The following is a 26,586-nucleotide window of genomic DNA, read 5'->3' as shown; positions in this document are numbered from 1 at the left end:
GATAGTTTATAAATCAGGGTATTTCGTAAACAGGGGCTACGTTCGGCACAATTACCGGGTAAGGCATCGTTTCCGGCTGGACAATTTGCACGGGCAATCCGAAAGCTTCCTGGATAGCCCGTTCGGTGAGCACGCTTTCAGGCGCCCCGATGGCATGTATGCATCCGTTTTTGAGCATCAGGACACGGTCGGCATATTGCAATGCCTGGTTCAGATCGTGTATCACGGCGATTACCGCGAAATTTTTACCGGTAAGTTCTTTCGCCAGCTGAAATGTCTCGTACTGGTGCAAAAGATCCATTCCCGTAGTGGGTTCGTCCAGCAGCAGGAGCCCGTTTTCAATTTCCCACACCTGGGCGAGCGCTCTTGCCAGCTGTACGCGCTGTTGCTCGCCGCCGGATAGGGTCGGGTAAAGACGACTTTTCAAATGGGCGATACCGACCTTTTTCAGACACCTATCGACGATCGCAAGGTCCCGCTGCGTGGGGTCGGCGTCGTAAAACGGGTAGCGGCCCATCAGTGCGATTTCCTGCGAGGTAAACGAGAGCGTAATATTGTTTTGCTGCGATAATACCGCCCGTTTTTTGGCCAGTTCTTTCAGTTTGTAGTTGCGGAGGTCGCGGTCATGGAAATGTACCGAGCCGGAAGTGGGGGTCTGTTCCGCAGAAAGTAGTTTGATCAATGTGGATTTGCCGGCTCCATTGGCGCCCACGACAGCCCAGAATTCGCCAGGTTTGACCGAAAAACTTACGTTATCCAGCAGCTTCCTGCCTTTTACCTCAAAACCGGCATTGCGTACCTCCATCATAGCCGTTTCCGTTTTTGTTCCCACAAAATATAAATGAAGAACGGCGTGCCGAGCATGGCCGTAAGGATGCCGATGGGAAGTTCCGACGGCGCTACGATGGTGCGGGAGAGGGTGTCGGCTAATGTAAGTACGATGGCTCCCGAAAGTGCCGATCCGATGATCAGTGTCCGGTGATTTGGCCCGAACAAGGTGCGTATCATGTGTGGTACTACAAGTCCTACAAAGCCGATTGTCCCCGCAACAGCCACAGAAGCGCCTACGCCCATGGTTGCGAGGATAATGACTTTTTGTTTCAACGATTTCATATTCACGCCGAGACTAGCCGCCTGACTTTCGCCGAGCACGAGCAGGTTGAGCGCTTTGGAAAGGTAGGGCATGAAGACAAGCGAAATGGCTACGAATGGCCCCACGGCCATAACCGACGTCCAGCTAGCCCCGCCGAGACTGCCCAGGTTCCAGAATGTAATGCTGCGAAGCTGCGCGTCGTCGGCCAGATAGGTCATCAGGCCCGTCATAGCTCCCACAAATGCATTGATCGCGATCCCGCAGAGCAGTAATGTGGTCACGCCGCCTTCCCCGGTGACTTTGGATAGCTGATACACCAATAATGTGGTGCAGGCTGCCCCGAGGAAGGCGACAAAGGAAATGCTGTACGCACCGGCGAGTTCGTTCAGCATTCCGAAATATTTAACGTTGAGCATAATGACGAAAACGGCGAAAAGCGATGCGCCGGAAGTAACGCCAATGAGCGTAGCGTCGGCAATGGGGTTGCGGAAAAGCCCCTGCAACGATGCGCCCGCAATACCCAGCGCGGCGCCGATGAGCACGGCGAGGCATACCCGCGGCAGCCGGATGATCCAGAAAACGATCGATTTCTGCTCTTCCACCCGGGTTTCGGCAATCCATCCGAGTTTGAATGCGACGATCTGCCAGAGTTCGCTCACGGAAATTGCCAATGCACCGGTGCAGGCGGAGAAAATCACGCAAGCTAACAGAGCCGACCCCAGGATCCACGCCATTTTGCCCGTTGAGGAAGGCAAAATGTGTTTCCGGAAGGTCTCTTCCGTCGTCGTTTCCTGCTCGTTTATCGTTTCTGTAAGCATTGCCTGTTATTTTACCTTTTGGGAGAGTTCAATTGCCGCCTTACCCAGCCGTGGCCCGAAACCGGTGAGAAATTGACCGTCCATAGTGACGATCTTGCGGTTTTTTCCGGCATTGGTGTTCGCCACACCCGGCACTTTGAGCAGTCCGTCCATGCCTTCCAGGCTTTCGAGACCGCTTGAAAATAGCACGAGCACATCCGGATTGGCGGTGATCAGCGACTCGGCCGTAAGTGGTTTGAAATCGGTGAAGCCGCTTACCGCATTTTTGTGGCCGGACAATGCGAACATTTTATCCAGCGAGGTGCCTGTGCCAGAAACCATTAATGTGCCCGTGCCGCGTGCGTAGATGAAGAGTAATTTTTTCGGACTGGCCGGTACGGCGATTTTCGCAAGATCAGCCTGTAAAGCCTTGACCATTTTTTCTGCCTGTATATTGGCGTTGAAATAGGCCCCTACCTCGCGAATAAGCTTGATAGCGCCCTCTCTGGAATATTCGTGCTTGAATGCGACCAGTTTTTTGCCGCTGCTGCCGAGTTGCTTCACAACAGCCGGCGAAAGCATACTTTGGTCGGTATAAACGATCACATCGGGGTTCAATGCAAGGATACCCTCGGCGGCAATGCTGCGGTTATGCCCTATTTTCGGGAGTTTTTCAAGGGAAGCAGGGTAGGTACTGGTCACATCCACGCCCACGATCTGTTTTTCCAGACCAAGCCCGACGAGGATTTCACTCAATGTCCCATTCGCCGACACGATCCGGAGGGTTTTGGCAAATCCAAAATTAGCAGTGGACAGTATTAGTATTACGCCAGTAAAAAATCTCGTAACCGGGTGCATTTCAGTTTTTTTACTTTTTATCCGAAAATATTTTATCCACTTCCAAAACCAGCAGCGCTTCCTGGAACAGGGTCCTGATCTCCTCTAATTCGGTGTCGTTGAAAGAGAGCATGAAGTTCGGAATGGGCGATGGTAACAAATGGGTTTTGCCGTTCGGGAGTGCTTCGCCGAGGTCCTGCATGTGGTATTGATCATACAAAACGGATTGAAAACCCCTCAAACCATCCTCAGTGAACACGAAAAGCACATTGCCATAAGCGAAATTGAAATGCGTACAGCAGTTACACTGCCCGATGTAGCCCTTGGCCGTGTGGCTCAAAATCCGTAGCGAATTGTATGAATGCGAATCGTCCTGCATAGCCTCTTAATGATCGTGGATGTTAATGCTTTCCTGAATTCCACCATTTGTCTGAGGCAAATATATGGTATTAATTTAGACCAAGTATAAATAGATAAGAAAAATTTACTTCTGCCTTCCCGGAATCGTCTGGCAGACTTCTTATTATTGTAAATTGATAGATTGCCCGACCGACAATGGGCAACATCCGCTACGAACTGTTTCATTCCTATCCTGAACGCTGTTGAAAAAGCTTGTAACCAATCTGACCTTCTGGGTCCTGACGGCCATCACCGCCGGTGCGTTGCTCGGCCATTATTTGCCCGAGAAGGCAGTTGAAATGAAATTCCTTGGTGAAGGGTTCATTTCGGTAGTAAAGCTTTTTATCAACCCGATCATCTTCCTGACCATCACGCTGGGAATCGTTGGGATGGGCGATTTGAAGAAAGTGGGTAAGGTGGGGGCCAAAGCATTGCTTTATTTCGAGGTGGTGACCACCCTTGCGCTTGTTGTGGGTATAATCGTCGCCAACATCATCCGTCCCGGCGACGGCGTCGTTACCGATTCCCTTCAAAAAGGGGATATTTCCAAATACGCGGGTAAAGCGCACGATTTCAGCTGGCTGCAATTCTTCCTGGATAATGTGACGCTGCAGGTATTGCTATTTGCGCTTGTATTCGGCTCGGTACTGAGCCGCATTGAAACCAAGCAGCGCGTGGTAGATGGGTTGAATTTTGTGTCAAAATATGTCTTCAAGGCCCTGCATTTGGTCATGATTTTTGCTCCTATCGGCGCATTTGGCGGAATGGCTTTTACCATTGGCAAATATGGTATCGACACGCTGCTGCCGCTCGCCAAGCTGATGGGCACCGTGTATGCGACGATGGCAGTTTTCATTTTCGGGGTTTTAGGGTTGATTTTGCGGACCTACAAGATAAGTCTGTGGCGCTTTTTGAAATATATCCGCGAAGAACTGCTGATCGTGCTCGGTACTTCCTCTTCCGAAGCAGGGTTACCGTCACTAATGGATAAGTTACAGCGAATGGGCTGCTCGAAACCGGTAGTGGGGCTTGTGGTACCCGCGGGATATTCGTTCAATCTCGACGGCACGACCATTTATCTTTCGATGGCGACCATCTTTCTCGCGCAGGTTTTCAATGTGCATTTGAATATGGGCCAGATATTTTCGCTGATCGGCATACTGATGGTCACTTCCAAAGGCGCCGCCGGTGTGACGGGCAGCGGTTTTGTAGTACTGGCTTCGACACTGACGGCCATCAAAGTAATCCCTGTCGAAGGACTGGCACTTCTTCTAGGCGTGGACCGTTTCATGTCCGAAGCCCGCGCGATCACCAATTTCATCGGTAACGGCGTCGCCACGATCTGGCTCGCGAACAACGAAAAGGAATTCGATCGCAGCAAAATGGAATATGCATTCAATAATATTCAGGAGACTGAGAATGTGGTGACGGATAATTTGAGTGATGTGACGCAGCCGGAACAGACGAAATTGTAGGGCAAATCGTATTTTAGTTTTCTCAGCTTGAAAATCGATGCTATGACATACAGGGATTTTATAACGTCTGACCATAAGGTTATGCTCGGCAAACCGGTAATTAAAGGAACCCGGCTTACGGTTGAGCTTATTTTGAGGAAATTGGGAGAAGGTGCTACGCATTCAGATTTAATGAGAATGTATCCTGAATTGAGTGCCGAATCCATATAGGCTGTATTGCAGTACGCCGCGGAAGTGATTGCTAACGAAGAGAATCTGGAAACGGCGCGATGATCCTCGCCGATGAAAATAGACTCATAGTTCCCCAAGATTCGCTCGAAACCATTTTTGTGATCTTCTTGGTGAGCAAGGCGGTCGTTTTTACATTTGAGTTTTTAACAAAGTACCTTTTATATGTCCAATCAGAAAACACTTCATATACCGAGCCGCTCGAAACGGCCTTTTATTGGCGAAGAATTTGATTTAAAGAAATGGGATGATGTTCAGCCTTTCTTCGAAAATTTGAAAAACAGGGAGATTAACTCGCTGGAAGATCTAAAACAATGGTTCTCGGACCGCAGCGAGATCGAATCTTACCTCTCGGAAAATTTTGCGTGGCGTTACATCCGGCAGACATGCGATACGGCCAATACCGGCCTGATCAATGCATTGCAATTCTTTATCACGGAAATCCAGCCGAAACTGGCGGAATACGGCAATGCGCTCGACAAGAAAATCGTGGATAATCCGTTCCTCGGCGAACTGACCGAGCCAGGCTTCGCGATCACCTTGCGCGGCATGAAGAAGGCGATCGAGATTTTCCGTGATGAAAACATCCCGGTCATTACCGAAATGCAGACCGAAGAGCGCAAATACGGTGCCATCGCGGGTGCGATGACCGTTACGCTCGATGGTGAAGAAATGACCTTGCAGCGCGCCGCCGACCGGCTGCAATCGACCGACCGTGCTGTGCGAGAGGAGGCCTGGCGAGCGATCAGCGGACGCCGTTACGAAGATCACGACAAGCTCGACGACCTGCTGAACAAGCTCGTTGCCCTGCGCGATACAGTCGGCCGCAATGCCGGTTTCAGCAACTACCGCGATTATATGTTCGCGGCAATGGGGCGTTTCGACTATACCCCGCAGGATTGTTTCAACTTCCATGGCTCGGTGAAAAAGGCGGTTGTGCCTATTTTGAATGAGATGGCGGCAGAGCGGAAAGCCGCATTGCAGGTGGATGAGCTCCGCCCCTGGGATACGAAGGTTGATCCCAAAGGATTAGCGCCGTTGAAGCCGTTTGAAACCGGTGAAGAACTGCTCGACAAGACGATCCGCGCTTTCTCGCGGCTCGATCCGTTCCTGGGCGATTGCTTGCGTATCATGAAAACGATGAAGCATCTCGACCTGGAATCGCGGAAAGGCAAGGCACCGGGCGGCTATAATTACCCGCTCGACGAGATCGGCGTGCCGTTCATTTTTATGAATGCAACTTCGAACCTGCGCGATATGGTCACGCTCCTGCATGAGGGCGGGCATGCGGTACACTCGCTCGTAACGCGCGACCTGGCGTTGAATTCCTTCAAGCATACGCCTTCGGAAGTGGCGGAACTGGCCTCTATGTCGATGGAACTGATCACGATGGATTTTTGGGATGAGTTTTTTGAGAATGAGGAAGATCTGAAACGCGCCAAGATCACCCATCTGGAATCGATCATCGAAACCCTTCCCTGGGTAGCGACGGTGGATAAGTTCCAGCACTGGATGTACGAAAACCCGCAGCATACGCCGGAGCAGCGTACAGAGGCTTGGGTGCGCATTTATGAGGAGTTTACAGACACGGTGATGGACTGGTCGGGATTGGAAAATTTCAAAAAGTACCTGTGGCAGCGCCAGTTGCACATTTACGAAGTGCCATTCTACTATATTGAATACGGTATCGCACAGCTCGGGGCGATCGGTGTTTGGAAAAATTACCGGCAGGACCCCGCAAAAGGGCTGAAAGGTTACCTGGACGCGCTGAAGCTTGGCTATACCGCTACCATCGGCGAAATTTACCAGGCGGCCAATATTCCGTTCGATTTCTCGGAGCGGCATATCGCTGACCTGATGCAGTTTGTAAGAGATGAACTGGCCGAATTAAAAAAATAATATTTCAGCTGCCCGCAATTTGGTGGTTATGAAATTGGCGGCTATTTTTGCGCACAATACTATGAACGATCAAAGAAATGAAATTCAATAAAATAGTTGCTTTTGTTGCGTGTGTGGTGCTTCTTTCTTCTTGTGAATACCAAAAGTATAACCACAAGGACCAGAAAGATGTGAATGCCGGTAATGAGTGGGTGTACGGCGTAAGTCCTGATTCCCTGCCACGTCAGATGTCATTCAAATACGACGCGAAGCCTGAGCTGGATAGCCGTGTGAACGACATCCGTGCGAAACTTTACGGTGGTAAAATTCCTAGTTCTCTGGTAAAAGAATAGCAACCATTCATTGAGAAAATATACGAGATATCCCCGCGAAATGGGGATATCTTTTTTTTGCGCCATTTTTCCCGTTATTGAACAATTTTAATATCGGGTTGCGCGTATTATCCTTCTGGATTCTGCCCATTGGCTAAGTGAAGTTGTGACGATTGAACATTTTTAATTTACTTTACGTATTCGAGGCAAGGCAAAGCCAAATTTTTAGAAAGAATAAGCGATTAAAAAGTATTCAAAACATGAACATAGCTTTGGTCACCGGCTCTGCCGGACTAATTGGAAGTGAATCGGTTGCTTTTTTGGCTGACAAGTTTGATCTGGTCATCGGAGTCGATAATAACCTTCGTCAATACTTCTTCGGCGCGGACGGAAATACCGAATGGAACCGGAACCGTATCGAGGAGGCGTTTGGCAACTATAAACACTATTCGGCGGACATTCGGGAGGTGAGCCAGCTCGAACCCATTTTCAAGGAGTACGGAACGGACATTAAAATGATCGTTCACGCGGCAGCGCAGCCAAGCCACGACTGGGCAGCACGCGAGCCGTTCACCGACTTCGGCGTGAATGCGGTTGGTACATTGAATATGCTGGAAATGACCCGCTTGCACGCACCCGAGGCAGTGTTTATTTTCACTTCTACCAACAAGGTTTACGGGGATAATCCGAACTATCTGCCACTGGTAGAGCTCGAAACCCGCTGGGAAATCGACGAGAACCACCCGTATTTCGAAAACGGTATTGACGAAAGCCACAGCATCGACCATACTAAACACTCTATTTTCGGAGCTTCCAAAGTTGCTGCCGACATTATGGTGCAGGAATATGGCCGCTATTTCGGGATGAAAACGGCTGTTTTCCGCGGAGGATGCCTTACGGGCCCCAACCACTCCGGCGCGCAGTTGCACGGCTTCCTTGCTTACCTGATGAAATGTGCCATTACGGGAACGCATTACACGATTTTCGGTTACAAAGGCAAACAAGTACGCGATAATATTCACAGCCACGACCTGGTGAATATGTTCTGGCACTATTATCAGAACCCGCGTCCGGGCGAAGTTTACAACGCCGGCGGTGGCCGTTTCGCTAACTGCTCGATGCTCGAAGCGATCGCATTGTGTGAGCAGATCACCGGAAACAAACTTTCTTACTCTTATTCGGAAACCAACCGCATCGGTGACCATATCTGGTATGTAAGCGACCTTTCGAAATTCAAGTCGCATTACCCGGACTGGAACTGGGAGTACGGCCTGACGGAAACGCTCACGCAGATCCACGACGGAATCTCGTCCCGACTTGGCGTAAAAACGGTTTAAATCACATTCAAAGCCTCCGGAATCAACTTCCGGAGGCTTTCGTAACTCTCTCCCATGCCAGAAAATTACGTCATTATTATACCCCAATTCAATGACTGGGAGGCGCTGAATCTGCTGATAGAAAAGATTAACGCGGATTTAGAAACTCCGATCCTTCAAAATACCACGTTGCTCATCGTGGACGACTGCTCTTCCCGGCTGAGAACCGAGCCGTTTGCTGTTTTTGGCGGAAAAGAGCTGAAAGTATTGCGGCTTTACCGCAACCTCGGGCACCAGAAGGCGATTGCGATCGGGCTGTCGTATGCGGCGGAACACATGCAGACCGACAAGGTGATCGTGATGGACGCGGACGGAGAGGATGCGCCGGGTGACATTAATAAGCTGGCAGCAAAGTCGGTCCAGGAACCTGGCAAGATTATCTTCGCGGAGCGCAACAAACGCACCGAAGGCATTTTATTCCGGTCCTTTTATGTGATTTACAAATATGTTTTCAAACTGCTGACGGGCAAGGTGATTACTTTCGGGAATTTCAGCCTTGTGCCTCAGAGCCGTTTGCAAAACCTGGTACGCGTTTCCGAAATCTGGAACAACTACCCCGGAGGCATTATCAAATCGCGGATTCCTTACGATTCTGTGCTCACTAACCGCGCCAAGAGGCTTGCGGGAGAGAGTAAAATGAATTTCGTTTCGCTGGTATTGCATGGTTTGAGTGCTATTTCGGTGATGGTTGATACCACGGCGGTCCGTATCCTGATATTTTCGATATTCATGTCGGGTATCGCTATTGCGTTCATATTCTTCATTCTTTTCCTGAAACTGATCGGCAATGCGACGCCCGGGTGGGCGTCTACGCTAGGGAGCACGCTGATGATCCTCATGCTGCAGTCATTTCTGATTTCGCTATTTCTCGTGTTCATGGTGCTGCAGTACCGCTCGCAGCAGCATTTCATCCCCGCCGTGCATTACCGCGATTTTGTCGAGAAAGTAGAGTCTTTTAGCTAGTCGTATGATCAGTTTTGACAATTCTCCTCCTGTATACTGGCTCATAGGCTACTTATTGGCGGGTTTTGTCATTCTTGCCTCACAATCTAAATCGATATCGACCCGCACTTACCTGTTAACGGGCATCATATTGCTCGTTTTTATGCGTTTGCCGGTGATCGTTTTCAACCGCGAGCTCAATCAGGACGAAAGCCAGATGCTCAGCCATGCGGCGACGCTCTTTCAGGATCCGGTATACTGGCGATCGGTGGACGGGACGACGATCGGTCCGCTTGACAACTATCTCCTTGTCATTCCCAAACTGTTTGGTTTTCAGCTCGATTACAGCTCGGCCCGTTTTATGGGGCTGCTATGTGTCGCGGGTGCGTGGCTTCTGCTTTTTTCTTCGGTCAAAAACTGGTTTGGAATAACCATTGCCCGGCGGGTTTCCATTGTACCGCTGCTTTTTCTGGCATTTACGCAGGAAATCGATTTTGTGCATTATTCGAGCGAGCAGCTTCCGGCCTTGTTGCTGGCGTACTGTCTCTGGCAGCTTTCGCGCCTCGACTCTAAAACCGCGCCCTCGGCGTCGGGCCTCTATTTTCTGGGTTTGGCAGCAGGAGCGGTTCCGTTCGCAAAACTGCAAGCAATACCGCTGGTCGCGGTGCTTGTACTGTCGGCATTTTGGGTTGTCTTCCAGCGGCCTGGCGGGCTAAAAGCCGCCGCGGCATTGATTCTCGGCGGACTCACCATACCGCTGTTTTTTCTTGTATTCACCCTTTCATACGGTGTATTCGATGATTTCATTGATTTTTATCTGCTCGGGAACGCTATTTATGCAGGCGGCGCCGGTTTCCTGGACATTCCTTCGCAGTTCTACAAAATCATTGTACTTTCCACCGACTTTCAATTTTTCAGCCTTGCATTAGCAGTCCCGATGGCGATCGGGTTGATCAGGATCGTAAGACTTTACGTGCCGGGCAAAATGGATTTCCATGTTACGTTTACCGTTCTTTTCCTGATCCTGGCAAGTATTTATGCCGTTACTAAGTCGGGCAACGACTTTATTCATTATCTGAATTTTTGCATTATCCCTTGGACACTACTGGCTGCCTACGGCTTGTCCGCTGTGGAAAGCTGGTCGTTAGCATTTCCGACGGTGATAATGCTCTGGTTTGGATGTTACGACGCGTTGCATTTTGTAAAGGAGCGCCGGTTGAATGCATTCGATTCAGTGGGCAAGACGGAATTGCAGGAAAGTCCGGTAGTGGCGGAAATCCTGAAAAGAACTAAAAAAGGTGACTATATGGTTGTATGGGGCTGGAACTGTTCTTATTATGTAGAAGCGCAACTGGCGCAGGGAACCGCAGAAAACCACTCGGAGCGGTCGATTTTCGAACATCCGATGCGTGACACCTACCGCAAACGTTATATGTCTGATCTAGCCCGGACACAGCCCGCATTTGTGCTGGATGCAGTAGGAAAGAACAGCCATTGGGTACAGGACAAAAAAACTCAGGGCATCGAAAGCTACCCTGAGTTAAATCAATATATCCGTAATCACTACACTTTGCTTGGCGAGTACGACGATGTGCGGTTGTACATTCGCAACGATCGCGTGGCGGTTTCCCGCGCAGCAACCTTACGATAGAATGTCTGTGGGCGCTGCACTTTCAGCCTGCAACAGATCGCTCAGCGTCGTTTTATCCAGTACCGCGAGGTTGGCATCCCGCCATCTTTCCAGCACGGTGCGCAGGCTGCAAGTTTCTTCGTCCTTACAATCATCGCATTTGCCGTAGAAGAACATCGAAACGCAAAGTGCCGGCGCGATAGGGCCGTCGATGATCCGCAGTACTTTAGAGAAGTTCACTTCCCCGGGAGGGACGCGTAACAGGTAGCCACCGCCTTTACCTTTCTGGCTTTGAAGAACGCCGTTGTTCCGGAGATCGAGCAGGATGGCTTCAAGGAATTTTTTCGGAATTTTCTCTTTTTCAGCAATGTAGGAGATTAAAACCGGTCCTTTTCCGTATTGTTCCGCCAGAACTTTGAGGGCCTTCAGGGCATATTTAGCTTTTTTCGAAATCATTGTTGATCAAATGTACTTTTGGGTCAGCAAGCGTAAAGATGAAACATAATTTGGTGAAACAATAATTCCCGATCAGTTTCTGGGTGGTTTTCCACCGTTAAGCAGCCCCTGCATCCTTTCTAGCGTCTTTTTCTCGCCGCATAGCGAAAGAAATGCCTCCCGTTCGAGATCGATCAGGTATTGTTCCGAAACGAGCTGCGGGTAGCTCAAATCACCTCCGTTGATCACATAGGCCAGTTTACCCGCAATTTTAGCATCGTGATCAGTAATGTAATTGGCAAGGCGCATTTGGGTAATGCCTGCCAGGAACAATGCGATACCCGTTTTACCTTGCACCTTAATGTCGTGGCGTGGTTTGGGCTGTGTGTAGCCGTTTTCCGCAAGGTCCACGGCCGCCTGTTTGGCTTCCGCGATCAGTCGCGAACGGTTCAGCACGATCTGGTCTTTTTCCTGCAGGTAATTCATGGCTTTCGCCTCGTGTGCGGAGGTGGATACCTTTGCTTGTGCGATGTTCATGAATGCATTCTGTAAAATATTCAATTCGGGATCACCGGCCTGATACATATCCGAGCAGCGCAATGCCATTTCCTTCGTACCACCACCCGCAGGGATCAATCCCACCCCGAATTCCACTAGTCCGATATAAGTTTCCGCATGGGCAACCACCTTATCCGCATGCAGCGTGAGCTCGCAGCCGCCCCCGAGCGCAAGCGTATGAGGCGCTACCACGACCGGTATCGACGAGTACCGTGCCCGCATCATCGTTTGCTGGAATTGTGAAATCACCAGATTGATCTCGTCGAACTCCTGCTCGATTGCGTACATGAACAACATGGCGAGGTTCGCACCGGCCGAAAATGCTTCTACCGCCTCATTACCAATTACCAGCCCGCGAAAATCCTTTTCCGCAATGCTGATACCTTTCTGAATGCCCTCGATGACCTCCGAACCCATCGTGTTCATTTTGGACTTGAATTCGAGGTTCAGAATGCCGTCGCCGATGTCGTAGAGGTTTGCGCCGGCGTTTTTCCACACAATATTATTGGATAAATTGCTGAGCAATATGAAGCTGTCCTGACCTGGAATTTTTTTGTAAGATTTCGAAGGAATATCATAATACAACCGCTTGCCATGCTCCACTTTATAAAACGACTCATTCCCCGCAGCCAGCATTTCGTATACCCATTCGGCGGGTTTCAGGTTCAGCGATTCCATGATCGCCAGCATATTTTTCACACCGATCGCGTCCCAGGTTTCGAATAAGCCATATTGCCAGCCGAAACCAGCGGTAATCGCCTGATCGATCCGGAATGTTTCGTCGGAGATTTCAGGAATGCGGAATGTGGCGTACCGGAATACGTCCGCGAATGTTTTCCTGTAAAAATCGCCGGCCTTGTCCTTGCCCGCTACCAGTGCGCCGAAACGTTTGTAAATATCGCTAATGGCTTTGGTACCTTCCAGCGTTTCGAATTTCACCTTGCCCGAAGGCACATATTCGAGTGTTTTGAAATCCAGCGCCAGAATGACCGATTTACCTTTCTCGTCTTTGATCTTCTTATAAAAACCCTGGCCCGTTTTATCGCCCAACCACTTGTTATCAAACAGCTTCTGCATGATCTCAGGCAGTACAAATGCATCGCGGGACTCGTCTTTGCCTTCGCCCGAAGCGTACAGGTTATTCGCGACGTGCACGGTAGTATCAAGCCCGACCACGTCCGAAAGCCGGTAAGTGCCCGATTTCGGGCGTCCGGCAACCGGGCCGGTCAGTTTATCTACTTCATCCACCGTTAGGCCCATTTCTTCGGCCACGCGGATGGTTTGTATTAATGCGTAAATACCCAACCGGTTGGCGATAAAGCCCGGCGTGTCCTTGCAGAGGACGGTGGTTTTACCTAAAAACAGTTCGCCGTAATGCATCAGAAAGTCGACTACGCTCTGATCGGTATCGGCAGTTGGAATAATTTCCAGCAGGCGCAGGTAACGCGGCGGGTTGAAAAAGTGTGTTCCCGCGAAGTTCTTGCGGAAATCCTCGCTCCGGCCCTCGGCCATTAAATGAATTGGAATACCCGATGTATTGGAAGTTACCAACGTACCCGCCTTACGAAGCGCATCCACTTTTTCGTAAAGGCTTCTTTTGATGTCCAGTCGTTCCACGACCACCTCTATCACCCAATCGTAATTTTTGATATCCGCCAGGTTATCGTCGAAGTTGCCGAGCTTGATCCGCGAGGCGAATGCCGGGCTGTATAGCGACGCCGGCGTCGCTTTGAGCGTCGCCTGGAACGAATCGTTCACGATCCGGTTGCGGAATGCCGGGTGATCGGTGGTAATGCCTTTCGCCTTTTCGGCGTCGTTAAGGTCTTTAGGCACAATGTCCAGCAGGAGCACCTCGACACCTATATTGGCAAAATGGCACGCAATGCGCGAGCCCATGATGCCTGAACCAAGAACAGCTACTTTACGAATGGAACGATTCATTTTTACTCAGGTTGGTTTTCAGGATTTGATTGATGGTTATTCCAGATCCCCGGCAACTTCGCCGGCTTTCAGCTTCTGGTTTTCTTCCTCCACCAATCGGTTTATATCTTTGATGACGTCGAAAAATACGACCAGTTTGTCGAGCGGTATCTTGTCGCGGATCATGGTATTAAACGAGATCACGCCCTCGCGCGCAAGCTCACGTTTTTCTTTGCCGAGCTCGGTCAGTACAATGCGTACGAAACGTTTGTCGTCTTTACTCACTTCACGGCGGATCAGGCCTTTTTCTTCAAGATTTTTAAGCATCCGCACAAGGCTGCGCGGCTCCATGCCGAGTAACGGCGCTATTTTCGTGGCCGGAGTGCCGTGTTCAATATCGATATTCAGCAGGACATAGCCGACGGCCATCGTCGTGTCAAAACGGGCGGCATAGGCATTGTACATCCTCGAAATAGAATGCCACGCCCATTTAATCTGGAAATCAATTGTTTTTTCCTTACGCATCGTTTCAAAAAGCTATTGGTATCAGAATGCCCTTATCACAAATGTAAGCAATGTGATGAGTATTATGCAAGCATACTAATTTGGGGCCAAAAAAAAGCACACCGCCTCGCAATGTGACGGTGTGCTTCTGCTATTTTTCGCTGATGAGCTTATCCATTAAGGTGTTGAAATCGGCCACGAACTCGTCGTAATAATGGCCTGTTCCCGGACCGTTGAAGCCCGTATGGATCTCCCGGACTTTGCCGTGTTTGTCGATAAAAATAGTGGTTGGATAGGACATGACTTTGTTCAGCATTGGCAAAGCCTTTGCGGTGGAGGCATCCGAGCTGGTACCGGCGAGTACTACGGGATATTCAATGCCGAAACGGCTTACCATCTTGTCTATTTTAGGGTTCGCGATCTCGGGTTTGTCAGTGCGCTCGAACGAAAGCCCGATGATCTCTACTCCGCGCTTCTTATTCTTTTTGTACCACGGAGCGAGGTAATTGGTTTCGTCCATACAGTTGGGGCACCACGAGCCCATGATCTGGATGATGACAGGCTTGCCTGCAAAACGTGGGTCTTTTAATGTCCAGGTTTTGCCTTTGGTATCTTTTAATTCGAAATCCACGCTTTCGAAGCCTGGTTTGAGGAAGGTCATCTTGGTTGCGTCCGGCAGTTTGGCGTTGGCGTCAGGCTTGGCGGTCCAGGTTTTGAATGCTTTTACACCCGACCACTGGTTGCCTTTCAATGATCCATCCGGTTGGAAGCCTGCTTTGAAAAGCATTGCAAAGGAGCCGTCGAAGGTTGACAAATAGAGACTGTCGCCGTTCACGCTGCCGGTCAAAAAGCGGTAATCGCCGGTTGGCGTCAGAAACGAGCCGGTTACGTCGGTACCTTGCTGGGTGAAGTTTCCCACCGCAAACGATTCTTCGCCGGTGGCTGGGTTTTTAAAAGTGGTGGCCCATTTGCCGCTCACATTACGGCTGCTTTTGGCTTCGCCTTTTTTGAAAAACTTATAATTTTCTCCCTGTTCTGCTTCAAAAGGCAATGAGCCGGCCACTGCGCCGTTGGCATAGCGGTAGTAAGTACCTTTCAGCTCGTCGCCAGTGGATTTGGCGATGATTTTGGCGTCGAACATCATCATAGGGATCACGAGCGAGTCGTTCTCGAAATAAGCGCTGTCCATTTTCAGCTTTTCCGTACCGTTGATGATATGAACGGAAAGCGTTTTGCCGTCGGGATTTTGCGCAATATCGAGTATCAGGGGCAGCTGTTGTTTGTCGCGGGTAAGTGTTGCGCGCCAGATGCCCGACTTTACCGGTGTGTCGGAGAATGCCTGGAAACTGTTGATCAGGATAAAAAAAGATAGTATTCCAAACGATAACAGGAGTCTCATATTCAATTTACTGGTGTTTAATGCGATGTGTGGTGTCAAAATTAATTCCCCGCGCGGGCGTGATTCCTACGCTTGAAAATTGCTAAGTTTGTAACTGCCGCTTTGCCGGAAATAGTTCCTCAGTACATTGCTTTTAACAAATGGATTCGCCTAGTACCTACCACGTTCCCGTCATGTTGTCCGAGTGTCTGGAAGGCCTTCAAATACAGCCTGATGGCATTTATGTCGACGTTACTTTCGGTGGCGGCGGGCATTCCAGGGCCATTCTGGACAAATTAACGACTGGCCGGTTGCTGGTTTTCGATCAGGACCCGGATGCGGTTGCCAACGCGCTGGAATTCAAGGACGACGACCGGTTTACATTCATTCCGGCCAATTTCAGGCATCTCAAACGGTATTTGAAACTGAACAAAGCGCCACAGGTGAACGGCATCCTGGCCGATCTGGGCGTTTCATCGCACCAGATCAACACGCCCGAGCGGGGGTTTTCTACCCGTTTTGACGCCGACCTGGACATGCGTATGAACCCCAATATAGAAAAAACGGCGCGTGAAGTGGTCAAAACACGCTCGGCAGCGGAATTGCAACGCATTCTGGGCATGTATGGAGAAGTTACCAATGCCCGTACCGCCGCCGAGGCGATTATAGCGGCCAGATACAATACGCCCATTGAAACCGTTAATGACCTGAAAGGCATTCTCATGCGCTACGCGCCCAAGCACCGCGAAAACAAGTATTTCGCGCAGGTGTTCCAGGCATTGCGGATCGAGGTGAATGATGAGTTGGCCGTTCTCGAAGAGTTCCTCACGCAGGTGCCTGAGGTGCTTGCGCCTGATGGCAGGCTGGTGGTCATGTCGTACCATTCGCTGGAAGACAGGCTGGTGAAGAATTATATTCAAAAAGGTAAGTTTTACGGAGAAGTCGAAAAGGACTTTTATGGGAACGAGATCAAGCCGCTGAAAAGCGTCACACGCAAGCCTATCGAGGCGACGGCGGAAGAGGTGGCGCTGAACCCACGCGCCCGGAGCGCCAAGTTGCGCGTTGCCGAAAAGGGGTAAGGGTACGGCTGTGAAATGGTCAGGTGTAGTCATAAATAGTCATTTGTAGTCAGTTATGGTCATTGATAGTCAACTGTGGTCAGAAGTAGTATTTGCGAGAAATATTTTGCAATAAATGACAATCTCCTGACAGCAAATGACTACTTCCTGACAATACCTGACAACCTCCTGACCATATCTGACAAGACGCACGACGCTCAAATACTTAACGTAACGTTACACATGGCTGAAAATAAAAAGCGCCCGAAACCAATTCCGCCGAAGCCACCCAAACCGCCCCGGCGAAAAAGGGAATATTCATTATTCAACTGGCTGAACAAGTTTTTACCCCTTGATAAGGTTTTCGGCGAGAAATTGCCGGGCCAGGAAGAGCGTTTGCCGGTCAAATATTTTTACTATTTCGGTTGGGTGATCATATTGCTCGTCGCTTACGAGCGGATCGGGTTTCAGTCGGAAGATTATGTGCGGAAAAGCATTAAGCTTAAAAAGGAGGTCGACGACCTGAAAGCGGAATACACTTCCATCCACGCGGAATATGAGCGGGCGGGCAAGCAATCGGTGGTGGTAGAGAAAGTACAGGCCGAAGGATTGGTTGAAAACCTTACCCCGCCCAAGAAAATCATTTTAAAAGAAGACGAAGAATAGCCGTTTTTTTCTCAACGCCTTATGAAAAACGAAGTCGAAAGCGGCCAGAACAATAAAAAAGCGCTGATCAACCGGGCACGGCTGGTTGGCTGGCTGCTGTTTATATTGGCGATCATGGTTTTTGTGAAACTGATACGGGTTCAATACTACGATACCTTCAAAGGGAAAACCTGGGCCGAATATTCGGAAAAGAACGACCTCAAACTGGATACGATCCCCGCGATGCGCGGTAATATCTACGCCAGTGATAACAGCCTTTTAGCAACGTCATTACCCTATTATTATGTAGGTTTTGATACAAAAGTCGCGGACTCGACCTATTTCTATAACCATATCGACGAGCTGGCTTCGCTTCTCGCCAAAAATTTCAAGGAAAACACCGCGGAAGGCTATAAGAGCAAAATCATGCGCTACCGCGTTAGCAAGAGCAAGCGTTACCTGCGCCTGAAAAGCAAGGAAATTACGCATTTGGAGCGGGAGCGGATCAAGGAGTGGCCGTTTTTTGCCAAAAACAGAAAAGGCGGCGGCGGCAAATTCGAAACGATCTACAAACGTTACAAGCCGTTCAGCCCGATGGCCGACCGTACCATCGGCGGGATTGACCCGAAAAGCGGTCGCGGCTACATTGGCCTGGAAGCCAGTTTCGATAAGCAACTGGAAGGAAGGCCGGGTATAGGCTGGGTGGAGAAAGTGGAAGGCGGGCTGAAAATCCCGGTCGGGGATGCATTGAATGTGCAGCCGGCAGCGGGAAGGGACATTTACACGACGCTCGACATGAACTACCAGGAGCGTACGGAGATCGCCCTGCGCCGGAAACTGCTGGAAATGGACGCGGATTTCGGTTCGGTGATTATTATGGAGGTGGCTACCGGCGAAATCAAAGCCATGGCGAACCTTACCAAGCGCGGTCCCGGCAAGTACGAGGAAGTTTTTAACTACGCATTGGCAGGCAGCAACGACCCGGGCTCTACATTCAAGCTCGCGACGATGATGGCTTTGCTGGAAGAAACGCATATGGATCCCGACCAGGTGATGGTCAATACCGGAAACGGGGCGATGAAGTTCCGCAACCATGTGATCCGCGACGCCCACCGCGGCGGGTTCGGTACCATTACCGCCTCGCAGGTTCTGGAAAAATCGTCCAACATTGGTATCGTACAGCTCATGCAGCGGTATTTTGCCAATAAGCCCGACAAGTATCTGCAGTATTTAAAACAGTTCCACCTGAACCAGCCGACGGGCATTCACATGAAGGGCGAAAAGCCCCCGCTGATCCGCGATCGCAAGTCAAAGCAATGGAGCAGCTACTCGATGTATTTCATGGCTCATGGCTATGAAATGCAGATGACGCCTCTGCAAACGCTTGCCTTCTACAATGCCGTGGCCAACAATGGCTACTGGGTGCGGCCGATGATCGTACGAGAGATCCGGAATGCGGAAGAAATCGAAGACAAAATACCGCCCTACGTCGAAGAAAAGCCTATTGCCTCGCCCGAAACGATTCGCAAGGTGAAGAAAATGCTCGAAGGTGTCGTAAATGCCGGTTTGGCAAAACACATTAAAAGCGATTTGTACCAGATTGCCGGGAAGACCGGTACCGCCCGGAAACTGATCAACGGCGTTTATACGGAAGGGAAAAACTATACCTCGTTTGCAGGCTACTTCCCTGCCGACAAGCCTAAATATAGCTGCATCGTGATCATTGATAACCCCAAGAGCACCGGTGCGGATTACACCCGTTATGCAGGAAGTGTAGCCGCCCCCGTTTTCAAAGAGGTTGCCGACCGCATTTATGCCTACGACGTAGCCATTCAAAAACCGGTGAAGGATTCAATTCCCGAAAAATCGCAGGATGTGAAATGGGCCGGAATTACCAGCGATCTGAATGTGATCAGCAAAACTTTGAATATGACACCCGCTCCGGAGGAAAGCGAATATGCGGCGGCGTCACTTTATAAAAAGGGTAAAACCAAATGGAACCCGCGGGAGATAGATTCCCGTGATGTACCGAACCTGCAAGGGATGTCGATGCGGGATGCTTTGTATTTAATGGAAAACAAGGGTTTCAGGGTAACATTCAGAGGCTCGGGCAAAGTGATTGAACAATCGTTGCCACCGGGTACCAATAAATCGGGAAGCAAGACAATCCTGCTTACATTACAATAATCCTTCATGGAAAACGATCCAATTTTGAGCAGCCTGCTCGGCGAAGTTAAAGGAGCCATTATTCATGGTTATGCCGATATCAAGGTCAAGAATATCATTCTGGATTCCAGAAAAGTACTGCTTGGAAGCCTTTTTGTAGCATTGCGCGGCACGCAAGTCGATGGTCATCAATTTATAGAAACTGTCGTCGGACTTGGAGCGACGGCCATTTTGTGTGAAGCGTTGCCCGAAAACGTAAGGGAAGATGTTACCTATGTAGAAGTCGGGGATTCGGCAGCGGCAATGGGCCTGATCGCCGCGGCATTTTACGGGCATCCTTCTAAAAAAGTTAAACTGGTGGGGGTAACCGGTACGAATGGCAAAACTTCGGTTGCCACATTCCTGTTTCAGCTTTTCCGGGCGCTGGGTTATCGTTGTGGTTTGCTATCGACGGTTCAGAACCAGATCGAGGATGAAATAATCCCTTCCACTCACACCACGCCCGATTCCGTAGCATTAAATGCATTACTGGCCCAGATGGCTGCACGTAATTGCAGCCACGTATTTATGGAAGTGAGCTCGCACTCGGTAGCGCAGCACCGCATTACAGGCCTGCATTTCGCGGGGGGGATTTTTACGAACATTACCCACGATCACCTGGATTTCCATAAGACTTTCGATAACTATATTAAAGCCAAGAAGGGCTTCTTTGATGCATTGCCTAAGTCGGCGTTCGCATTGGTGAACATCGACGACCGCCGCGGCAACGTAATGGTGCAGAATACCAAAGCGCGCATCGAGAGCTATTCCTTGCAAACGCTCGCGACCTTTAAAGGTAAAATTATTTCCGATACGCTCGCGGGAATGCATATGGAGATCAACAATCAGGAGGTGTGGTTCCGCGTGATTGGTCGCTTCAATGCTTATAATTTGCTTTCAGTATATGGTGCAGCGGTGCTTTTGGGAGAAAAGGAAGAGGCTGTGCTGACCGAGCTTTCAAACCTTAAAAGCCCTCCAGGCCGCTTCGAGCAATTCCATTCGGCGGATCATATTGTCGGCATTGTGGATTACGCACATACGCCCGACGCGCTCGAAAACGTGCTGGAAACAATCACCCATTTGCGGCAGGGCAATGAGCAGGTAGTAACGGTAGTAGGCTGCGGTGGCAACCGCGACGCTGAAAAGCGTCCTAAAATGGCTGAAATCGCCTGCCGGTATAGCAACCGCGTGATCCTGACGTCGGATAACCCGCGTTTTGAGGAGCCGATGGACATTCTCGATCAGATGCGTAATGGTGTGCCGCCGCTGGATTACAAAAAAACAACCGTGATCGAAGACCGCCACGAAGCCATTCTGAAAGCGGGACTTGAAGCTTCGCCGGGCGATATTATCCTGATCGCCGGCAAAGGACATGAAAATTACCAGGATGTGAAAGGCGTAAAACATCATTTCGACGACAAGGAGGTGCTAATGGAGGTGTTTGCAAAGCGGACAGGCAATTAAAAGTTCCCATGCTTTTGGCGTAGTCTATTAAAAAAACCAATTTTGCAGCCGTCATCCCAACACGCTTTTTCATGCTCTATTATCTCTTCGATTATTTAGACAAACAATTCAACATTCCCGGTGCCGGGGTATTCCAATACATCTCGTTCAGGGCATTGGGGGCGACGGTTTTGTCTCTGTTTATCGCTGCCGCCTACGGAAAGTCTATCATTAATCTGCTCCGGAGAAAGCAGATGGGCGAGTCGATCCGCGATCTTGGGCTGGCCGGGCAAATGGAAAAGGCGGGGACACCTACCATGGGTGGCTTCATCATTCTGGCGTCGTTGCTGATCCCGGTTTTGCTGTTTGCCAAGCTGAGCAATGTTTACATCGTTTTGCTGCTTATCACAGCGCTTTGGACAGGCGGTATCGGGTTTCTGGATGATTATCTCAAAAAATTCAAGAACAACAAGGACGGGTTGGCCGGGCGTTTCAAAATCGTCGGTCAGGTAGGTTTGGGATTGATAGTTGGTATTACGCTGTCTTTCAATGACAATGTCAAAATTCGCGTCTACGACCAGCCGGTGCTCAGTTCGAGCCTGGGCGAAGTGCAGCGCTACCGCGACATTATCCACCCAACGGTGACTACTATTCCATTCATCAAAAACAATGAATTCGATTACAGAACATTGCTTTTTGGCTGGTTACCCGAAGAATATACCTGGGTTATCTACACGATCATCGCGATTTTTATCATCACCGCCATTTCCAACGGCGCTAATATCACCGACGGTATCGACGGCCTTGCAGCGGGCGTTTCGGGCATTATCGCGCTCACGCTTGGTGTGCTGGCCTATTTGTCGGGTAACACTAAGTTTTCACAATACCTGAACATCATGTACATTCCCAACTCGGGTGAGCTGGTAATATTCTGTGCCGCATTCATCGGGGCGTGTGTCGGGTTCTTATGGTATAATGCGTATCCGGCGCAGGTATTTATGGGCGATACGGGGAGTTTAATGCTCGGTGGGGTCATTGCGGTAGTGGCGCTGGCGATCCGTAAAGAGTGGCTGATCCCGGTCATGTGCGGGATTTTCATCGTCGAAAACGCGTCCGTCATTTTACAAGTCAGCTATTTTAAATACACCAAAAGGAAATACGGCGAAGGGCGAAGGATATTCCTCATGTCGCCGCTGCACCATCATTATCAGAAAAAAGGCATCCACGAAGCCAAAATCGTGACCCGTTTCTGGATCGTCGGCATCATCCTCGCGATTCTGACGCTGGCTACATTGAAGCTGCGTTAGAGGGCGAAAGAGGAGGAAAGGGAAGAAGGGGAGGAAGGAGGAAAGGGATTAAGGAAGAGAGCGCGATGTCAGTCTGAGCGCAGTCGAAGACAGGCCCTACAGTACTGACTGTCTTCGACTACGCTCAGACTGAGATCTTCTTGTTCCCACATCAACCAAGAAGCTCCAATTCATGCGAATCGGAGCTTCTTGTGGTTTTTAGTCTGTCGATATTGGGGTAATTTATTCTCGTAGTTCCATTAACATCTCATCAGTAATCTTGTTTTTGTCCTTGAAATCGGCTACCGTTTCGGTGAACTCGTTTTGAAGGTTTTCTACGTTCTGAAGGTTTTTATAAACACCGTCGTAGATCTCGTTCAACGATTTGTCGAGGTTCTGGACGTTGACGTTCATGTTTTCTGTTTCAATTTGACCAATCTTCTTGATCACGGCAGTTTCGCTGTTTTTCAAATCCTCGATCTCGCGCAGGATTTTCTCCATGGTCTTAAACTTTTCGATCTTATCCATAAGTCTTTTTCAAGATTGTTTTCAGGGTTAACATTTAAAATATCATACCAAAGCCAATGTGCCTCCCGGTAAAATGGGGCGGATTATTGCTTTTGAAAACTATGAAAACGAAAAGATTTGCATTCCTTCTGATAGTGGTATTCGCGCTGTCGGGATCCCATATTTCCGCCCAAACCCCCGAAAAAACGACTCAATGGAAGGGTTTTGAAAAAGTGGAATTCACATTTCAGGACCGGAATGCGTGGTATGTCAAACCTAAAAAGGCCATTGAAGGCAACCCCTGGGTGTGGCGCGCGCATTTCCCCACATGGCACACCGATATGGACAGTATCCTGCTCACACGCGGGTTTCACATGGCCTACGTCAACACCAACGACATGTTCGCCCATCCGAAAGCCATGCAGGTTTGGGATGCATTCTACGATTACCTCGTGAAAGAGAAGCAGTTCGCACCCAAAGTAGCGCTGGAGGGCGTGAGCCGTGGCGGTTTGTATGTGTACGGTTGGGCCAAACGGAATCCCGACAAAGTGAGCTGCATTTACGCCGAGGCGCCCGTTGCCGACCCCAAAAGCTGGCCCGGAGGCAAGGGTAAGGGCAAAGGTTCGCCGAAGGATTGGGAGGCATGGAAAAAAATCTTCAATATGACCGAGGAGCAGGCGGCCAATTTCACCGACATTCCATTAAACGACCTGGCTGGCCTTGCGGCATTCAAAGTGCCGATTGTTCATGTCGTAGGTTTAAAAGATGAACACGCGCCGGTGACGGAAAATACCGATCTGCTGGTTAAAAACTACCTCGCATTGGGCGGGCCCGTGAGCGTGTACCCGATGACGCGCGGCGAGCAGACGCTCGAAGGCCACCATTTCCCGATCGAGCATCCTGAGTTTTTTGCCAATTTCATAGAAGAAAACAGCGTGCCGGTTCAGAAACCGCTGCCTCACACGCCTTACATTACTTTTAACAAGGGCCTGGGCAATGCATTTGAAAAATTCAGGACATCCAAAAAAGGTGTTGTGGCATTCCTGGGAGGCTCCATCACGCATAATCCGGGCTGGCGAGACAAAACATCCCAGTATTTGCAGGAGCATTTTCCGGAGACTGAATTTACATTTATCGCAGCCGGTATACCTTCGTTAGGAAGTACCCCGCATTCGATGCGTTTCAGCCGCGATGTGCTCGCGAAAGGTACGCCTGATCTGCTTTTTGTAGAAGCGGCGGTGAACGATAGAGGTAATGGTTTTAGTGAAAAAGCGCAGATCAGGGGTTTGGATGGTATTTTAAGGCAAATGTATGCGGCTAATCCCAAAGCGGACGTCGTTATGATGGCATTTGCCGAGCCTAAGAAAAACGACGATTACGAAGCAGGCAAAGAGCCCATCGAGGTAAGCGTGCATGAGCGTGTGGCCAGACATTATGGGGCTGTTTATATTAATCTGGCCAAAGAAGTCTACGACCGCATCAAAGCCGGCGAATTTACCTGGAAGTATGATTTCAAAGACCTGCACCCGTCGCCCTACGGCCAGGAAGTATACGCGCAGACCATCAAGGAAATGCTGAAAATGGAATCACCCGCGACAGGGGAGGTGAAACTGCCGGCGCCTATGGACCGTTTCACGTACGATAAAGGTAGTTACCATAACCTCGAAGAAGCCAAAAACCTGAAAGGCTTCACGCTAGATCCCGACTGGAAACCCAAAGTAAAATTCCAGACGCGCCCAGGTTTTGTAAATGTGCCCATGCTGGTCGGTGAAGCCGCGAATGCCTCTTTCGACTTCGATTTTAAAGGCCGCGGCGTAGGTATCGCCATCATTTCCGGGCCCGACGCGGGCAAAATCACCTACACGATCGACGGTAAGAAGGCCCAGACGCTCGATACCTACACGCCTTGGAGCAACCAGCTGCATTTGCCCTGGTACCTGATGTTAGCGGATGAACTGTCACCCGGGAAACACAAGCTGCATTTGACGATTTCAAGCGAGAAAAATGAGAAGAGCGAGGGGAATGCCTTGCGGGTTGTGCATTTGCTGGTTAATGAGTAAATAGCGTTTTGTTTCCACACACTTAACCGTATTCGTCATGCCTGAAATTTCAAGGTTTTTCGGAATTATTATCTATATGTATTTCAAAGATCACCTTCCTCCCCATTTTCATGCTGAGTATGGCGGGCAGGAGGCGCAGTTTTCAATTGAAACGGGGAATGTGATCGTCGGGGATTTGCCCCGAAAGCAGATAAGATTGATTCAGGCGTGGGTGGAACTTTACAGGGAAGAATTGGTTTTGAACTACGAAGAGTCCCAGAAGGACAATGGAAGGCTGCGAAAGATCAAGCCGCTACAATAATGAATCCGAGAATTAAAGAAATATTATCCGTAAAGCCATACGTCATCAAAGCACTCTGGACTGATGACCAGATCCGGGTTACAGATTTCGGGAAGTTTCTTGCGGAATATGAAGGTAATCGAGAAAGCCTGTTTGGTAAACTGCTCCAACCTGAGACATTCGCCAGGGCAAAGACAGATGGGAGAACCATTCTTTGGGAAAACATGACCGAAATGGAAGACTATGACGGTAGTTTGATCCCTGCTCCGCTGGATTTTTGCCCCGACGTTCTTTTCGAAAATTCGACACTGGCTTAGCAGCTATCGCCCCGTCTGCGTAGTATAAGTACTCTCAAAAATCTTATCGGCATTCCCAGCTTCGAAACCGTCGCGGCGGTGCTTTCTCTTAATTTCACCGGCCGGGAGACTGGCAAATTCAGGCAGCACTTTCCGTTCCGCGAATTCGACGTAGGAGCCTGAAATGCGCAGTTTTTCGCCATTCGCAAATTCGGCGTCGAGCATTTCTGCCACGGTCGAGCTTTGAAGCAGGCCGCCGTCCGGGCTTACCTTGATTTTTCCGCCTGACGTGTTCAGTTTAATGCCGTGTTTTTCAAGGAAATCGTTAAATGAGGCGACGGTATTATAACCCTCCGGTAGATTGTGGACGCTGATGGTGAAATGGTTGAGGTAATATCGGTTGTAAATTACCCAAGCCGCATACTCGCTTTCTTGAAGCAATGATTGGTAGTCGGCAGTCGTCGGCGTTCGCCATAACGGCTGGTGCAGGAATGCATCTACCGCCTCGCCATTGTCGAGGTCGAGATAGTCGACCGGGTCTGTGGCGATGCCGTCGACGGTCACTTCGTTGGTGTAGCTGTGGATGATGTGCTGGCTTTCTTCGGAAAGATCGCCTACGCGTAGCTCACTCACAAAAATGCGCGGGTCGGTTGCGCGGGGCGGGCTGTACCACCAGGCATCGAGCTTTTTGCCTTCGAAAAAGTAATGGTCGCGCTTTTCGTAGCCGAAATGCAGGAATATTTTCTCAAAAGACTTCACTCCCAACTGCGGCACACCCATCGTCCGGAATGCAATGTGATCGTTTTCGATGTCGCTGGTGCTTTTGACGATTCCGTCGCTCACCATGGCGTCGAGGATAATGCCGACATCCGGCACGCGCTCCTTGTAGCGGCGCATGAGGCCGTTCAGGACAATGTCGAGGATGGCAAGTTTGCTGGCTGACGTTCCCATAATTTTCGGTGTTTGATGATTATGAAGTGAATCTGCAGAAGTTCGAATTAATAAAAAGCTGTCAGCTTTAACT

Annotated in this window: 25 protein-coding genes; 15 read left to right on the top strand and 10 right to left on the bottom strand. The window is 49.8% G+C overall.

All coding sequences use genetic code 11. The annotated features are described in order from the left end of the window. Window positions 1-13: 13 nt before the first annotated feature. The 4 genes from AAHB90_RS18665 to AAHB90_RS18650 all read right to left on the bottom strand — a co-directional run bounded on the left by AAHB90_RS18665 (window position 14) and on the right by AAHB90_RS18650 (window position 3,106). Window positions 14-808: a heme ABC transporter ATP-binding protein gene (locus AAHB90_RS18665; RefSeq protein WP_342086718.1), complete on the bottom strand. Its 795-nt coding sequence runs from the start codon at window positions 806-808 to the stop codon at window positions 14-16. Next, window positions 805-1,911 (bottom strand): FecCD family ABC transporter permease, encoded by a 1,107-nt coding sequence (locus AAHB90_RS18660; RefSeq protein WP_342086717.1) that lies wholly within the window; start codon window positions 1,909-1,911, stop codon window positions 805-807. The genes AAHB90_RS18665 and AAHB90_RS18660 overlap by 4 nt, the downstream gene beginning before the upstream one ends. 6 nt (window positions 1,912-1,917) lie before the next feature. Then, window positions 1,918-2,664, bottom strand: coding sequence for a heme/hemin ABC transporter substrate-binding protein (locus AAHB90_RS18655; protein ID WP_342086716.1), 747 nt, complete (start codon window positions 2,662-2,664; stop codon window positions 1,918-1,920). A gap of 94 nt (window positions 2,665-2,758) precedes the next feature. After that, window positions 2,759-3,106, bottom strand: a complete 348-nt coding sequence (locus tag AAHB90_RS18650; protein WP_342086715.1) for a DUF6686 family protein — start codon at window positions 3,104-3,106, stop codon at window positions 2,759-2,761. A 223-nt stretch (window positions 3,107-3,329) separates the two neighbouring features. On the opposite strand from AAHB90_RS18650, the gene dctA reads away from it, so the two are divergent. The 7 genes from dctA (at window position 3,330) to AAHB90_RS18615 (ending at window position 11,008) form a co-directional block, all read left to right on the top strand. Next, entirely contained in the window at window positions 3,330-4,601 is a 1,272-nt protein-coding gene (gene dctA, locus AAHB90_RS18645; protein ID WP_342086714.1) for a C4-dicarboxylate transporter DctA, read from the top strand. Between the two features lie 42 nt (window positions 4,602-4,643). Then, window positions 4,644-4,811 (top strand): DUF433 domain-containing protein, encoded by a 168-nt coding sequence (locus AAHB90_RS18640; RefSeq protein WP_342086713.1) that lies wholly within the window; start codon window positions 4,644-4,646, stop codon window positions 4,809-4,811. 183 nt (window positions 4,812-4,994) lie between these two features. Further along, window positions 4,995-6,728, top strand: a complete 1,734-nt coding sequence (locus AAHB90_RS18635) for a M3 family oligoendopeptidase (RefSeq protein WP_342086712.1) — start codon at window positions 4,995-4,997, stop codon at window positions 6,726-6,728. Window positions 6,729-6,805: 77 nt separating this feature from the next. Beyond that, a complete protein-coding gene (locus tag AAHB90_RS18630) occupies window positions 6,806-7,060 on the top strand; it encodes a hypothetical protein (protein ID WP_342086711.1) in 255 nt (84 codons plus the stop codon). Window positions 7,061-7,299: 239 nt separating this feature from the next. After that, on the top strand, window positions 7,300-8,376 hold the full coding sequence (locus tag AAHB90_RS18625; RefSeq protein WP_342086710.1) for an NAD-dependent epimerase/dehydratase family protein: 1,077 nt from the start codon (window positions 7,300-7,302) through the stop codon (window positions 8,374-8,376). A gap of 54 nt (window positions 8,377-8,430) precedes the next feature. After that, window positions 8,431-9,378: a glycosyltransferase gene (locus tag AAHB90_RS18620; protein ID WP_342086709.1), complete on the top strand. Its 948-nt coding sequence runs from the start codon at window positions 8,431-8,433 to the stop codon at window positions 9,376-9,378. Between the two features lie 4 nt (window positions 9,379-9,382). Then, window positions 9,383-11,008, top strand: coding sequence for a hypothetical protein (locus tag AAHB90_RS18615; RefSeq protein ID WP_342086708.1), 1,626 nt, complete (start codon window positions 9,383-9,385; stop codon window positions 11,006-11,008). On the opposite strand, the gene AAHB90_RS18610 is transcribed toward AAHB90_RS18615, so the two are convergent. The 4 genes from AAHB90_RS18610 to AAHB90_RS18595 all read right to left on the bottom strand — a co-directional run bounded on the left by AAHB90_RS18610 (window position 11,000) and on the right by AAHB90_RS18595 (window position 15,803). Beyond that, window positions 11,000-11,443 carry an RrF2 family transcriptional regulator gene (locus AAHB90_RS18610; protein WP_342086707.1) on the bottom strand — a complete coding sequence of 148 codons (444 nt, stop codon included), beginning with the start codon at window positions 11,441-11,443 and terminating at the stop codon, window positions 11,000-11,002. The genes AAHB90_RS18615 and AAHB90_RS18610 overlap by 9 nt on opposite strands. Window positions 11,444-11,515: 72 nt before the next feature. Further along, on the bottom strand, window positions 11,516-13,921 hold the full coding sequence (locus tag AAHB90_RS18605; RefSeq protein WP_342086706.1) for a 3-hydroxyacyl-CoA dehydrogenase/enoyl-CoA hydratase family protein: 2,406 nt from the start codon (window positions 13,919-13,921) through the stop codon (window positions 11,516-11,518). Window positions 13,922-13,957: 36 nt separating this feature from the next. Continuing rightward, window positions 13,958-14,425, bottom strand: coding sequence for a MarR family winged helix-turn-helix transcriptional regulator (locus tag AAHB90_RS18600; RefSeq protein ID WP_342086705.1), 468 nt, complete (start codon window positions 14,423-14,425; stop codon window positions 13,958-13,960). Between the two features lie 130 nt (window positions 14,426-14,555). Continuing rightward, window positions 14,556-15,803, bottom strand: coding sequence for a peroxiredoxin family protein (locus AAHB90_RS18595; protein WP_342086704.1), 1,248 nt, complete (start codon window positions 15,801-15,803; stop codon window positions 14,556-14,558). A 140-nt stretch (window positions 15,804-15,943) separates the two neighbouring features. Here AAHB90_RS18595 and rsmH point away from each other — a divergent pair, with 140 nt between their 5' ends. The 5 genes from rsmH to mraY all read left to right on the top strand — a co-directional run bounded on the left by rsmH (window position 15,944) and on the right by mraY (window position 22,440). Beyond that, window positions 15,944-16,861, top strand: a complete 918-nt coding sequence (gene rsmH / locus AAHB90_RS18590; protein WP_342086703.1) for a 16S rRNA (cytosine(1402)-N(4))-methyltransferase RsmH — start codon at window positions 15,944-15,946, stop codon at window positions 16,859-16,861. 222 nt (window positions 16,862-17,083) lie between these two features. After that, complete coding sequence (locus tag AAHB90_RS18585) at window positions 17,084-17,506, top strand: FtsL-like putative cell division protein (RefSeq protein ID WP_342086702.1); 423 nt, start codon at window positions 17,084-17,086, stop codon at window positions 17,504-17,506. A 21-nt stretch (window positions 17,507-17,527) separates the two neighbouring features. Beyond that, the gene (locus AAHB90_RS18580) at window positions 17,528-19,672 is read left to right on the top strand and encodes a penicillin-binding protein (RefSeq protein ID WP_342086701.1); all 2,145 of its coding nucleotides are present in this window, start codon (window positions 17,528-17,530) and stop codon (window positions 19,670-19,672) included. Window positions 19,673-19,678: 6 nt separating this feature from the next. Beyond that, window positions 19,679-21,154: a UDP-N-acetylmuramoyl-L-alanyl-D-glutamate--2,6-diaminopimelate ligase gene (locus AAHB90_RS18575; RefSeq protein ID WP_342086700.1), complete on the top strand. Its 1,476-nt coding sequence runs from the start codon at window positions 19,679-19,681 to the stop codon at window positions 21,152-21,154. 71 nt (window positions 21,155-21,225) lie between these two features. After that, on the top strand, window positions 21,226-22,440 hold the full coding sequence (gene mraY / locus AAHB90_RS18570) for a phospho-N-acetylmuramoyl-pentapeptide-transferase (protein ID WP_342086699.1): 1,215 nt from the start codon (window positions 21,226-21,228) through the stop codon (window positions 22,438-22,440). A 222-nt stretch (window positions 22,441-22,662) separates the two neighbouring features. Here the strand turns inward: mraY and AAHB90_RS18565 are convergent, their stop codons facing one another. Continuing rightward, the gene (locus AAHB90_RS18565; protein WP_342086698.1) at window positions 22,663-22,947 is read right to left on the bottom strand and encodes a hypothetical protein; all 285 of its coding nucleotides are present in this window, start codon (window positions 22,945-22,947) and stop codon (window positions 22,663-22,665) included. A gap of 101 nt (window positions 22,948-23,048) precedes the next feature. On the opposite strand from AAHB90_RS18565, the gene AAHB90_RS18560 reads away from it, so the two are divergent. Genes AAHB90_RS18560 through AAHB90_RS18550 form a run of 3 tightly spaced genes read left to right on the top strand, consistent with a single transcriptional unit; the run spans window position 23,049 to window position 25,583 of the window. After that, window positions 23,049-24,986 carry an SGNH/GDSL hydrolase family protein gene (locus AAHB90_RS18560; protein ID WP_342086697.1) on the top strand — a complete coding sequence of 646 codons (1,938 nt, stop codon included), beginning with the start codon at window positions 23,049-23,051 and terminating at the stop codon, window positions 24,984-24,986. Between the two features lie 37 nt (window positions 24,987-25,023). Then, on the top strand, window positions 25,024-25,287 hold the full coding sequence (locus AAHB90_RS18555; RefSeq protein WP_342086696.1) for a DUF4160 domain-containing protein: 264 nt from the start codon (window positions 25,024-25,026) through the stop codon (window positions 25,285-25,287). Beyond that, window positions 25,287-25,583, top strand: a complete 297-nt coding sequence (locus tag AAHB90_RS18550; protein ID WP_342086695.1) for a hypothetical protein — start codon at window positions 25,287-25,289, stop codon at window positions 25,581-25,583. The genes AAHB90_RS18555 and AAHB90_RS18550 overlap by 1 nt, the downstream gene beginning before the upstream one ends. Window positions 25,584-25,586: 3 nt before the next feature. Here AAHB90_RS18550 and AAHB90_RS18545 read toward each other — a convergent pair whose 3' ends face one another. Then, complete coding sequence (locus AAHB90_RS18545; RefSeq protein WP_342086694.1) at window positions 25,587-26,513, bottom strand: DUF1338 domain-containing protein; 927 nt, start codon at window positions 26,511-26,513, stop codon at window positions 25,587-25,589. Window positions 26,514-26,586 lie beyond the last annotated feature (73 nt).

This window comes from Dyadobacter sp. OTU695 (assembly GCF_038440355.1).
Classification (GTDB): Bacteria; Bacteroidota; Bacteroidia; order Cytophagales; family Spirosomataceae; genus Dyadobacter.
This window is presented reverse-complemented; position numbering and strand designations above follow the sequence as displayed.